The 12585-nt window shown below is 63.2% G+C and carries 6 protein-coding genes; 5 read left to right on the top strand and 1 reads right to left on the bottom strand.

All coding sequences use genetic code 11. From position 1 onward, the window contains the following. Window positions 1-192 precede the first annotated feature (192 nt). Window positions 193-1173, top strand: coding sequence for a transcriptional regulator ArgR (gene argR, locus QMX97_RS08105; protein WP_065909207.1), 981 nt, complete (start codon window positions 193-195; stop codon window positions 1171-1173). A gap of 3 nt (window positions 1174-1176) precedes the next feature. On the opposite strand, the gene QMX97_RS08110 is transcribed toward argR, so the two are convergent. Then, the gene (locus tag QMX97_RS08110; RefSeq protein ID WP_282396685.1) at window positions 1177-7110 is read right to left on the bottom strand and encodes a DUF6543 domain-containing protein; all 5934 of its coding nucleotides are present in this window, start codon (window positions 7108-7110) and stop codon (window positions 1177-1179) included. A 303-nt stretch (window positions 7111-7413) separates the two neighbouring features. Between QMX97_RS08110 and QMX97_RS08115 the strand changes: the two genes are divergently transcribed. The 4 genes from QMX97_RS08115 (at window position 7414) to astD (ending at window position 12439) form a co-directional block, all read left to right on the top strand. Further along, window positions 7414-8634: an aspartate aminotransferase family protein gene (locus QMX97_RS08115; RefSeq protein ID WP_106802838.1), complete on the top strand. Its 1221-nt coding sequence runs from the start codon at window positions 7414-7416 to the stop codon at window positions 8632-8634. Between the two features lie 244 nt (window positions 8635-8878). Further along, window positions 8879-9898, top strand: coding sequence for an arginine/ornithine succinyltransferase subunit alpha (gene aruF / locus QMX97_RS08120; protein WP_003175655.1), 1020 nt, complete (start codon window positions 8879-8881; stop codon window positions 9896-9898). Window positions 9899-9947: 49 nt separating this feature from the next. After that, window positions 9948-10973, top strand: coding sequence for an arginine N-succinyltransferase (astA, locus tag QMX97_RS08125; RefSeq protein ID WP_065909213.1), 1026 nt, complete (start codon window positions 9948-9950; stop codon window positions 10971-10973). Then, window positions 10973-12439, top strand: a complete 1467-nt coding sequence (gene astD, locus QMX97_RS08130; RefSeq protein ID WP_065909214.1) for a succinylglutamate-semialdehyde dehydrogenase — start codon at window positions 10973-10975, stop codon at window positions 12437-12439. The genes astA and astD overlap by 1 nt, the downstream gene beginning before the upstream one ends. Window positions 12440-12585: the final 146 nt, after the last annotated feature.

Raw genomic sequence — 12585 nt, forward strand, 5'->3', positions numbered from 1 at the left:
CCTCAATCCCCTGTGGGAGCTGGCTTGCCTGCGATAGCGGTGTATCAGAAATAGATGTGCTCACTGACCCACCGCCATCGCAGGCAAGCCAGCTCCCACATTGGAACGCCATATGTTTTGAGATTTGTGTTGGTTTCCGGGCTAGCATTGGCCCTTGTCTTCATTACTGTTACTCGCTTCGGATAGCCCTCCATGACCGCCCATCGAATTGGTTTCCTGATTTGGCCCAGCACGAAAGCACTGACGCTTGCGCTGGCTGAGGAGGCCTTGCGCGTTGCTCAGCGGGTGCATCCGGATGTGGTGTATGAGCTGTCGTTCCTGCTCGCCGAGCCTGCGACCGATGGCGCCTGGCAGCTGCCGGGCGAGCCGTGGGCGGGCAAGCTCGAAGGCTTCCAGAAGCTGTTCCTGCTGGCGGACGAACCGCCGACCGTGATCGCCTCCCAACTGAGCACCGCGCTCAAGCAACTGGTGCGCGCCGGGTGTGTGATCGGTGGCCTGTCGGCGGGTGTCTACCCGTTGGCCCAGCTCGGCTTGCTCGACGGCTACCGCGCCGCCGTGCACTGGCGCTGGCAGGACGATTTTGCCGAGCGCTTCCCCAAGGTCATCGCTACCAGCCACCTGTTTGACTGGGACCGTGATCGCCTGACCGCCTGCGGTGGCATGTCGGTGCTCGACCTGCTGCTGGCGGTACTGGCCCGTGACCACGGCGCCGAACTGGCCGGTGCAGTCTCCGAGGAACTGGTGGTGGAGCGCATCCGCGAAGGCGGCGAGCGCCAGCGTATTCCTTTGCAAAACCGCCTGGGTTCCAGCCATCCGAAGCTGACCCAGGCGGTGTTGCTGATGGAGGCCAACATCGAAGAGCCGTTGACCACCGACGAAATCGCCCAGCACGTGTGCGTGTCGCGACGACAGCTCGAAAGGATCTTCAAGCAATACCTCAACCGCGTTCCCAGTCAGTACTACCTCGAGTTGCGCCTGAACAAGGCGCGCCAGATGCTCATGCAAACCAGCAAGTCGATCATCCAGATCGGCCTGTCCTGCGGCTTCTCCTCGGGGCCGCACTTCTCCAGCGCCTACCGCAACTTCTTTGGCGCCACCCCGCGCGAAGACCGCAACCAGCGGCGCAGCAGCAGCCCGTTCGAGCTGTCGTCGGTACCGTCCGAACGCGGCTGAGGGTTACTCCTCCATGTCTACCGGGGTGTCAGGTGGCGCCAGCGGGAACCCCTGTTCGTCCTCCATGGCTTCTTCCACGCCCAGTTCGTAGCCCGTCTGTTGATAATAGCGGCGCAACAACGCAAGGCTCTGCGCCGACAGCGGGTTGTCACTCAGGTCGGAGTCGTCGTTGAGTGGCAGGGGCATTTCCAGCAAGTCACTGGGCAGGTGCTGGATCAGGTTGCTGCTCAGGTCGAGCGCTTGCAGGCGCCCCAGCCCGAAAACGCTCTCGGGCACTTCACTCAGCCCGCAGTTGTGCAGGTACAGCGCCTTCAAGCGCGACAGGTTGCGCACATCCGGCGTCATGCCGAGCATGTTATCGCTCATGTCCAGATGCTCCAGTCCCCCCATGCCCGCCAGTAGCGCCTTGCTGCGAGGGGTCAGTTGTATGCGGTTGTCGGAGAGCGAAAGTTGGCGCAGGTGCTGCAGGCTGAAGATGGGCTCGGGAATATCCCCCAGGGCATAACGCTCGACGGTCAGGTGCGTGAGGTTGGGCAGGCACCTCAGCAGCTCGTCAATGCTCTGGTTGGACCGCTCGCCGATCAGCTCCAGCAGTGTAACGTGAGGAAGCTGCGCATTCAGTTGCGGCAGATCCCCCAGCAACTGGGCATGAAAAACCAGCTTGTAGCTGTGTCGAGGCGGGAGTTCGCCGCCTTCGTCCAGCTCGGTTTCCCGGCGCCAGCAACGTTCCAGCAGGTCCTTGAAGTGGGCGCGTCGCAACTGCTCCTCGGCGCGGGTGCCCATGTCCAGCACGGTATCCAGAATCGGATCACGCTCGGGGACATTGAGCACCCATTCCTGAAGCCGGGTACTCATCTGGTGGTATTCGGCCTTCAGTCGTGCCATGGCCGGTAGCGCCGCGTCGATATCGCCTGGCAGTTGAAAGAAGATGCGCCCCAGCTCGGTATCCGTGAGGCTGGGATACAGCGTCTTGAGCTGACGCAATACGGTGTAGGGCGGGCTGATTTTCCAGGCGTTATCGGTGCCCTGGAAGTGGATTTTGACCTGTTGCAGGGTTTGGGCTGACAACGGGTTATTGGACAGGTCGAAGGCGGCCGACAGGTCGGCGCGCAACGTGAACAGCTGCGCCGGCACTTGGGTGATCTGGTTGTGGCTCAAGTCGATAGCCGTCCTCGGCGTGGCGGGCGATAGCAGGCTCGCCGGGATGTGGGTCAGCCCCGTGTTGCTCAAGGACACCTGGCCGAGCCTGTTCAAGCGGCGCACATCCGGCACCTCGCCGAGTGGGTTGTGGCTCAAGTCGAGGGATTCCAGCTGGCTCATCGCAGCCAGTGCATTGGCGGTGGAGGGTGACAGGCGGAGGCCGTTGCGGCGCAGGCGCAGGTACGTGAGCTGGCGCAGTGACGCGATGCCGAGGGGAAACTCTGCCAGCGCATATCGATCGAGGGTCAGGCGTTTCAGGCCTGGAAATGCCTGCAGGAATGACCCCGGTTGCAGGGGCGCGCCACTGCCCTCCAGCACCAGCGCCGTCACATGTGGAAGTGTGATGCGCAGCGTTGCAAGTGTGCCGCTGACGGGCATGGCGAGGGTCAATGCATAACCGGGGGCAATCCCGTGATGCTGGGGATCCAGCGGCACTTCCCGACGCCACCCCGCTTCAATGGCCTCGATGAAGCGCGCGCGGTTGATGCGTTCTGCATGACTGGCAAGCGGGTCGTTTGCCCAGGGCGTCATATCGGTGCGAATGGCCTGGTACTCGATTTGGAAGCGCATCAAGGCGAGCCTGCCGGCCTCCAGGTCACCTGGCAGGGCAAACACGAAATGATTGATTTCGTCGTTGCTGAAGCTTGGGTAGAGCTGTTTAGCCAGCGCGAGGTCGGCCAAGGGCGCGTCGATTTCCCAGCGTTTGCCAGTGCGATGGTAATAGGCTTTGACGCGCTCCATCGATGCCTTTGTCAGCGGATTCGCAGACAGGTCGAATTTATCGCTGGTGGCTGCCGGCAGGTTGAACAGCGCGTCTGGCAGTTCGCGCAGCTGATTCTGCGAGAGCAGGGCCAGCTCCAGGCTCGGACGGTTGAGGAGGCCGCGCGGCAGTGCGCTGATGCCGGTCCTGCTCAGGTCCAGGTAGCGCAGATCCGGCATGCGCTCGACGCTGGGGACCTGATTCAAGGGGTTTTTGTACAGGTCCAGCGTAACCAGGCGGCTCATGGCGCTGAGTGCCGTCAGCTGTTCGGTCGTCAGGGTCAGCTGGCAGTCGCTGAGGATCAGCTCGTTCAAGTGGGGCATCGAAAACACGGGGGCGGGAAGCTGCTCCAGCCCGACGTGGCGGATCGTCAAGTGACGCAGCCTGGGGAACAAACGCAGAAAATCTTCGACCTGCTGAGTGCTGTGGTTGCCTTGCAACTCCAGCAGAGAAACATGGCTGAAGCGCGCGCGCAGTTGCGGCAGCGGGCCCTGCAGCGGGACCGGCAGGCTGAGCCGATGGCCATTGCGCGCGGGCGTTTCGAAGTGATCGTCGATCTCGGTTTCGCGGCGCCAGGCCCGCTGGATTTCGTGGGCCCACAGACGGCGGTCACGTCGTGCGTAGTCGTACTCCTCGGCACTCAGCGGGGCGCCTGTCTGTGGGTGCAGACGAGGTGTACTTCCCACCCAGCGCGCCAGGTCGTGGGTCATCCTCAGGTATTCGGTTTGCAGCGAAAGCAGGGTGGCCAACGCGCCACCGGGTTGGCTTTCGAGGCTTTGCACCAGCTCGCGGATCTGCGCGGTGGACAGCGCCGGCAGCAGGTCATGGGCAAGCTCTTCAGCGGACACCACGCGGTTTTCGTCCAGCCCCAGAGGCGCGACCGCGCGGTAACCCGCATCGCCGCCACGCAAGCGCATGAACTTTGGGTCGTACTCAGGTTTTTGCGCGGGGTCGGTGTCGAGTAGTCGACGCAGGGCGTCGCGCCCCAATGCATGTTCGGCGAGGGTCTGTTTGAGCCGCTCGCCTTGGCCGATATGGAGGTTCAGTGCAGTGCGCCGGCTGTCTGGCAGGGCCTGGAGAATCGCGGTGTAAACGTCGCTTTGGCCAAACAGTTCGGTCTGGTCCGCATACGGGACGTATTGGCCGTCGGCCGTGGCGACCAAGGTCCGGCTGATTTGCGCGTCAGGCGGGCCGATGGCGTCCAGCAAGGCACCATCGATCCGGTATTGGCGGACTTCAAGGCGCGTGCCCGGCTGCCATCCCGGTAGATTTTCCAGTGAGTGCAGGGCCAGCGTGGCGGTGTCCGGGCTTTCGACGGTCTCCAGGTACAAACCTTCATACGCGCGGGTGGTCCTGACCTCCTGTTGGCCCCAGTGCGCCAGGTCGCGCAGGCGCTTGGGGAGTGTTCCGGCATCGATTGCCCGCAGTTCCTCGCCACTGGCACTGGCAAGGATTTCTTCGCCGACGCTGGTAGGCAGCCCGGCCTCGGGCGCCGCGTCGAGGATCTTTTGCACGCGGGAATGGCGGGCGCGATCTTCACCGCGATAGCGCGAATCGAACAGCGAGAAGCGCTTGTCGTAAGCCAGGCGCGCGAGCTTTTTGCGTAACACCTTTGCCCGGGTTTGCGCCGAGGCGGGCGGTGTGCCGAAAGGCTCTTCCAGCAGGGTCTTGCGCTCCTGTTCATCCAGGCTTTCCAGAAGGATCTGCAGCAGGTCGCCGTTTTTCATCTGGGCCTGGTGGACTTGCACCACGCTGGCCCCGTCGGCCCTGGCGAATTCCCAAAGTGTGTGGCCCTGGGCGTCGAGGAAACGCAGGGTTTTGGTCTGCGGCCATAACCCATAGCTGACCAGCAGTTGCAGCTGGGTTTGCGCGTCGGCCTGGTGAGAAATGGCCGGGTCGTCGCTGTTCATCTGCGTAATGAAATCCTGCAGGTCCTGGTCGATCCTGAAACGCTTGAGGGTGTCGGCCAGCAGCGGTGGCGCCGGCTGCTGGTTGAGGTGCAGGTGGCGCAAGCCGTTGTCGTGGGTGTCGCTGACCCGGCGCGCCTGTTGCAGGCGGCTGTCGCTGAGGCCTTCGGTCCGGTAGCCGAGGCGGCGCATCAGGGTGGTGCTGTCCCAGCTCAATGGGCGTTCAAGCTCCGTTACCCAGGCGCCTTCGCCGTTGGTCATGACCTGTGGGCGGTAGGCGCTGGCGCGCTGGGGGTGCTTGAGGGTGTAGCGGGCAGATTCGGCCTCATGGTGCACTGCATAGTGCTCCTCGCCCAGGCGCAGGATCGATTCGCCGTGGTGCTGATACAGTCCCTGCTCATCGGGCCGCGCGCCCTTGGGCAGTTTTATTGCCCTGCGATAGGGGGCAAGATCCGGCTGCCACAGGCGCGCTGAGCCATCGGGCCGCGTCACGGGTTTCAGGCGCTCGAAGAATCTGCTCAGTTCGGCAGGTAGCGCGGCGCGTAGCAGGTCCTGGGCGATGGGTATGCCGATGGCAAACATCCCCAGTTGCACCAGTTGCTCAACCAGCGCCAGGGTATGCCCCAGGGCTTCGCGCTGCAGGCCTTCGACCCAGTCGAAGGCACCTTCGAAGGCATCGTCCAGCACCTGGTAGGCGGTGTAGCCGAGCATCAGCGCGCCCAGTGGCGGCACGAACGGCACGGCGATAAAGGCGATGATCTGCAACAGCGTGCTGCCGACTTTTTCAATCAAGGCCCAGCGTTCCCAGCGGGCTTTGCGGTCGGTGCTGGCGGTGGAGACGGCGCGGCTGCGGGCGTCATCGAGCAGTTTGCTGAGTTTCATCTGGTAGAGGTGTTCAAACAGGTCGCGCTCGATCTTTGCCGCGCGAAATTGCAGGTTGGGTCCGGCTACCGGGGTCTGGCGCCAGCTGGGCAGCGGGTCGCCGGGGGTATGGGCATGCCAGGTCACCTGGGTGAGGCGCTGATTGAGGTCGGCGAAAAACAGGCTCAGGTCTGCGGCGCCGATAAAACGACTGAAGAAGCGCTGGTAGTCGGGCGTGCGCAGCTTTTCGCAGAGGGCGAGCCTCAAGGCGCGGGTGCTGGGGTACTGCTTGATCGGGTGTTCGGGGTCGTCCGGGATCCAGGCGATGACCGGCACCACCCGCCGGCTGGCGTCCAGGTCTTCGGCAAACAGCACGATGCCGGTGAGGCGCGTCGACATGATCACCAACTCGTAACACAGCAGGGGCTTGCAGCCGTTGGCACTGCTCGGCTGGCCCTGCAGCAGGCCCATGAGGGTGTCGTGGCTGGCCTGGGGCAGGTCTTGTTTAAGCACGGCCATGTACAGCGCCAGTTCGAGGCTCGCCAGGTGGCTGCGCTTGATCGTGTGCTGCAGGCTGGCCTGGGCTACCGGGTTGTCCAGCCCGAGGTAGTCGCTGAGATAGCGCTGGTAGCGCTCGCCGATGTCCAATGTCCTGCAGAGGGTGGTGAACTGCGCAATCGAGAGCTTCGCGCCGATGGCCGGCAGTGGCTGGAACTGCCCGCCAGCGCCAGGACGCGTGGTGAAACCGGAGTTGGCGTCATAGCCGTCGACCGCCGTTTCGGACTCTTCGAAGTTATGCAGGGCGGCATCCAGCAGCGACACGCTCCAGGTGCGCGCGGCCCCGGGTTTGAGCGTAAACCCGGCGAGCGTCAGGGGAATGTAGAGCTGCAGGTAGGTGTTGCGCACGTCTGGCTCGAGGCCGTACTGATCCTTGAGTGCCGTTTGCAGGATTTCGGCGGCAAAAACCTCGGGGCTTTTGAGGCGCTCCATGGCCTGGTCCACACGGTTTTGTGCGCTCCAGGCCTGGCTGTTGAGGCGTTTAAGTGCTTGGTGCTGTTGCTCACTGGCATTTTTGAAGCCGTCGGCGAGGATCAACGCCGGCTGGGCCAGGGCATTGCGTTTAAGGGCCGAGGCGGCGCCCAGCCAGTCGGGCAGGGCATGTTTGAGGATTTCGTAATGCGGTACGGTGCTGCTGGGCTGTTCGGCCATGGGTCGTTCCTTGACGATCGCTGGGAGGTTGCAGCAAAACAGCTGGCAGGGTGGGCAGGGTGGTAGACAGTTAGCGCCGCAGGGATTTGCACGCATCCACCGATCAGCCTGCCCACGGAGGGCGCGCACGGTTTAAACTGCGCCATTGCGACGCTATTTGTCGCATTGGCGTAAACCCGCGTAAAACCGGGGTTGGCGCTATAAGAAGTTGTCGCTTGGCGACAAGGTCGCGCTGAAAACTGTCCTTACAATCCCTGCATCGCCCGCCAGTTCCAGGCAGGCGTTCCTCTTCAGGAGACTCCGATGTCCGTTGAGCAAGCCCCGGTGCAACGTGCCGATTTCGACCAGGTCATGGTTCCCAACTATGCACCTGCTGCCTTTATTCCCGTGCGTGGCGAAGGCTCCCGCGTCTGGGACCAGGCGGGTCGCGAGCTGATCGATTTTGCCGGCGGCATCGCGGTCAACGTATTGGGCCACGCCCACCCGGCGCTGGTCGGTGCACTGACCGAGCAGGCCAGCAAGTTGTGGCATGTCTCCAACGTCTTCACCAACGAGCCGGCCCTGCGCCTGGCCCACAAGCTGATCGACGCCACCTTTGCCGAGCGCGTGTTCTTCTGCAACTCCGGCGCCGAAGCCAACGAGGCCGCCTTCAAGCTGGCCCGTCGCGTCGCGTTCGACCGTTTCGGCACTGAGAAGTACGAGATCATCGCCGCACTGAACAGCTTCCACGGCCGTACCCTGTTTACCGTCAACGTCGGTGGCCAGTCGAAGTATTCCGATGGATTCGGTCCGAAAATCACCGGCATCACCCACGTGCCTTACAACGACCTGGACGCGCTGAAAGCCGCTGTCTCGGACAAGACCTGCGCCGTGGTGCTGGAACCGATCCAGGGCGAAGGCGGCGTACTGCCGGCCGAACTGGCCTACCTGCAAGGCGCCCGCGAGTTGTGCGACGCCAACAACGCGCTGCTGGTGTTCGACGAGGTGCAAACCGGCATGGGCCGCAGCGGCCACCTGTTCGCCTACCAGCACTACGGTGTGGTGCCGGACATCCTCACCAGCGCCAAGAGCCTGGGCGGCGGCTTCCCGATTGCGGCGATGCTCACCCGTGAAGACCTCGCCAAGCACCTGGTGGTCGGCACCCACGGCACCACCTACGGCGGCAACCCGCTGGCCTGCGCGGTCGCCGAGGCGGTGATCGATGTGATCAACACGCCCGAGGTGCTGGCCGGCGTCAACGCCAAGCACGACCTGTTCAAGGCGCGCCTGGAGCAGATCGGCAAGCAGTACGGCATCTTCACCGAAGTGCGCGGCATGGGTCTGCTGATCGGTTGTGTGCTGAGCGATGCCTTCAAAGGCAAGGCCAAGGACGTGTTCAACGCCGCCGAGAAAGAAAACCTGATGATCCTGCAAGCCGGCCCCGACGTGGTGCGTTTCGCCCCGAGCCTGGTGGTGGAAGACGCGGACATCCAGGAAGGCCTGGACCGTTTTGAGCGTGCCGTGAAGACGCTGACACACGCTTGATGGACCGTTCGGTGCCCAAACGATTGGGCATCGAACCTAAATTTTTGTGCCGGGCCTCTTAATTGGAGCTGTGTAGATCCAATGTGGGAGCGGGCTTGTTCGCGAAAGCGGTGGTTCAGTCACCTGAAATGCTGAATGACACACCGCTTTCGCGAGCAGGCCCGCTCCCACACTTGACCTCACTGGTTTCAAGACCGTGCCTGGCATTTTTTCCTGTGAGTTTTTCGAGTTAAGGAGTGACACCATGCTGGTGATGCGCCCCGCGCAAATGGCTGATCTGGGCGAGGTACAGCGTCTGGCTGCGGACAGCCCGATTGGTGTCACCTCCTTGCCGGATGATGTCGAACGCCTCAGCGACAAGATCGCCGCCAGCGAAGCGTCCTTCGCTGCCGAGGTGAGTTTCAACGGTGAAGAAAGCTATTTCTTCGTGCTTGAAGACACCGAGACCGGCAAGCTCGCCGGCTGCTCGGCCATCGTCGCCTCGGCCGGTTACTCGGAGCCGTTCTACAGCTTCCGTAACGAAACCTTCGTGCACGCTTCCCGCGAATTGAAGATCCACAACAAGATCCACGTGCTTTCCCAATGCCACGACCTCACTGGCAACAGCCTGCTCACCAGTTTCTACGTGGTGCCGGAACTGGTCGGTTCGCCGTGGTCGGAACTCAATTCCCGTGGCCGCCTGTTGTTCGTCGCCAGCCACCCCGAGCGCTTTGCCGATTCGGTGGTGACCGAGATTGTCGGCTACAGCGACGAGAACGGTGATTCGCCGTTCTGGGACGCCATCGGCCGCAACTTCTTCGACCTCAACTACGCCGCCGCCGAGCGCCTGTGCGGGCTGAAAAGCCGCACCTTCCTCGCCGAGCTGATGCCGCATTACCCGATCTATGTGCCGCTGTTGCCGGACGAAGCCCAGGAAGCCATGGGCCAGGTCCACCCGCGAGCGCAGATCACCTTCGACATCCTGATGCGCGAAGGCTTCGAGACCGACCACTACATCGACATCTTCGACGGCGGCCCGACGCTGCACGCGCGGGTGTCGGGGATTCGCTCGATTGCCCAGAGCCGCGTGGTGCCGGTGAAGATCGGTGAGATGGTCAAGGGCGTCGGCCGCCAGTACCTGGTGAGCAACGCGCAATTGCAGGATTACCGCGCGGTGATGCTGGAGCTGGACTACGCGCCCGGCAAACCGGTGACCCTGGACCTGGCAGCGGCCGAAGCCCTGGGCGTCGGCGAAGGCGCGAGCGTGCGCCTGGTAGCGGTTTAAATAGAGTTTCGCGGGTGGCTGACAACAGCGGCCCGTTCGAGGAGATAGCATGATCGTTCGTCCCGTACGCAGCAGCGATTTACCGGCCCTGATTGATCTGGCGCGCAGCACCGGCACCGGCCTCACCACCTTGCCGGCCAACGAAGAGCGCCTGACCCACCGGGTTGGCTGGGCGGAAAAAACCTTTCGCGGCGACGCCGGGCGCGGCGATGCCGACTACCTGTTCGTGCTCGAAAACGACGAAGGCCGCGTGGTGGGTATTTCCGCCATCGCCGGCGCGGTCGGCCTGCGCGAGCCCTGGTACAACTTCCGGGTCGGCCTGACCGTCAGTGCATCCCAGGAACTGAATATCTACCGTGAGATTCCGACGCTGTTTCTGGCCAACGACCTCACCGGCAACTCCGAGCTGTGCTCGTTGTTCCTGCACGCCGATTACCGCAACGGCCTCAACGGCCGCATGCTGGCCAAGGCGCGCCTGCTGTTTATCGCCGAATTCCCACAGCTGTTCGGCAACAAGATCATTGCCGAGATGCGCGGCGTGTCCAACGATGCCGGGCGTTCGCCGTTCTGGGAGAGCTTGGGCCGGCACTTCTTCAAGATGGAATTCAGCCAGGCCGACTACCTCACCGGCGTGGGCAACAAGGCCTTTATCGCCGAGCTGATGCCGAAGTTTCCTCTGTACAGCTGCTTCCTTTCCGAGGACGCACGCAATGTGATCGGTAAGGTTCACCCCGATACCGAACCGGCGTTGAGCATGCTCAAGAGCGAGGGCTTCAGCTACCAGGGCTATGTCGATATCTTCGACGCCGGCCCGGCGGTGGAGTGTGAGACCACCAAGATCCGTGCCGTGCGCGACAGCCAGTCGCTGGTGTTGGCCATCGGCACGCCAGGTGACGACGCTACGCCGTTCCTGATTCATAACCGCAAGCGCGAGGAGTGCCGCATCACCGCCGCTCCAGCCCGTCTGGCGGCAGGTACGCTGGTGGTCGATCCGCAGACCGCCAAGCGCCTGCAACTGGTGGTGGGTGATCAAGTGCGTGCTGTTCCGTTGTCTGCTGCCCGGGAGTCCAAGTAATGAATTCGCTGTATATCGCAGGTAGCTGGCTGGCCGGCCAGGGTGAACTGTTTGAATCGCGCAACCCGGTGACCCAGCAAGTGCTGTGGGCCGGCAATGGCGCCACCGCCGAGCAGGTCGAGTCTGCCGTGCAGGCTGCGCGCCAGGCATTTCCGGGCTGGGCCCGGCGTCCGCTGGAAGAACGCATCAGCGTGCTCGAGGCCTTCGCCGCGACCCTGAAAAGCCGCGCCGATGAAATCGCCCGCTGTATCGGTGAGGAAACCGGCAAGCCGTTGTGGGAATCGGCCACTGAAGTCACCAGCATGGCCAACAAGATCGCGATCTCGGTGCAAAGCTACCGCGAGCGTACCGGCGAGAAGAGCGGCCCGCTGGGCGACGCCACCGCTGTGCTGCGACACAAGCCGCATGGCGTGGTGGCGGTGTTCGGCCCCTACAACTTCCCGGGGCACTTGCCGAACGGGCATATCGTCCCGGCGCTGCTGGCGGGCAATACCGTGCTGTTCAAGCCGAGCGAGCTGACCCCGAAAGTCGCCGAGCTGACGGTGCAGTGCTGGATCGACGCCGGTCTGCCGGCAGGCGTGTTGAACCTGCTGCAGGGCGCACGCGAAACCGGGATCGCCCTGGCGGCCAATCCGGGGATCGACGGCCTGTTCTTTACCGGTTCCAGCCGCACCGGCAATCACCTGCACCAGCAATTCTCCGGGCGCCCGGACAAGATCCTGGCGCTGGAAATGGGCGGCAACAACCCGCTGGTGGTCGACGAAGTGGCCGACGTCGATGCGGCGGTCTACACCATTATCCAGTCGGCGTTCATCTCGGCCGGCCAGCGCTGCACCTGTGCGCGTCGCCTGCTGGTGCCGGAAGGTGCCTGGGGCGATGCCCTGTTGGCGCGGTTGGTGGCCGTCAGCTCGACGATTGCGGTCGGCGCGTTCGACCAGCAGCCGGCGCCGTTCATGGGCTCGGTCATCTCCCTGGGCGCAGCGAAAGCCTTGATGGACGCCCAGGAACTGATGTTGGCCAATGGCGCCGTGGCGCTGCTGGAAATGACTCAGCCCCAGGATCAGGCTGCACTGCTGACGCCGGGCATCATCGACGTGACAGGCGTGACCGAACGCGAGGATGAAGAACTGTTCGGCCCGCTGTTGCAGGTGATCCGCTACGCTGATTTTGCTGGCGCGATTGCCGAGGCCAACAACACCCAGTACGGCCTGGCCGCTGGTCTGTTGTCGGATTCCGAAGCGCGCTACCAGCAGTTCTGGCTGGAAAGCCGCGCCGGTATCGTCAACTGGAACAAACAACTGACCGGCGCCGCCAGCACTGCGCCGTTCGGCGGGGTAGGGGCGTCGGGCAACCACCGCGCGAGTGCGTATTACGCGGCAGACTATTGCGCGTACCCGGTGGCCTCCCTTGAGACCCCGAGCCTGGTGTTGCCTGCGTCGCTGACCCCAGGCGTAACGCTTAAGTGAAAGTGACACCGATCTAATGTGGGAGCTGGCTTGCCTGCGAAGGCATCACCTCGGTGTATCTGCATGACCGAGTTGCCCGCATCGCAGGCAAGCCAGCTCCCACACTTGATCGGGTTAACAGATACAGATCTGCACTTGATGCCTAT

The organism is Pseudomonas sp. PS01298 (genome assembly GCF_029959745.1).
Classification (GTDB): Bacteria; Pseudomonadota; Gammaproteobacteria; order Pseudomonadales; family Pseudomonadaceae; genus Aquipseudomonas; species Aquipseudomonas aylmerensis.

What these genes read in the sequence shown, in the direction of transcription:
- argR (WP_065909207.1), top strand. Translation starts at nt 193, where the DNA reads ATGACCGCCCATCGAATTGGTTTCCTGATTTGGCCCAGCACGAAAGCA.
- QMX97_RS08110 (WP_282396685.1), bottom strand. Translation starts at nt 7,110, where the DNA reads ATGGCCGAACAGCCCAGCAGCACCGTACCGCATTACGAAATCCTCAAA.
- QMX97_RS08115 (WP_106802838.1), top strand. Translation starts at nt 7,414, where the DNA reads ATGTCCGTTGAGCAAGCCCCGGTGCAACGTGCCGATTTCGACCAGGTC.
- aruF (WP_003175655.1), top strand. Translation starts at nt 8,879, where the DNA reads ATGCTGGTGATGCGCCCCGCGCAAATGGCTGATCTGGGCGAGGTACAG.
- astA (WP_065909213.1), top strand. Translation starts at nt 9,948, where the DNA reads ATGATCGTTCGTCCCGTACGCAGCAGCGATTTACCGGCCCTGATTGAT.
- astD (WP_065909214.1), top strand. Translation starts at nt 10,973, where the DNA reads ATGAATTCGCTGTATATCGCAGGTAGCTGGCTGGCCGGCCAGGGTGAA.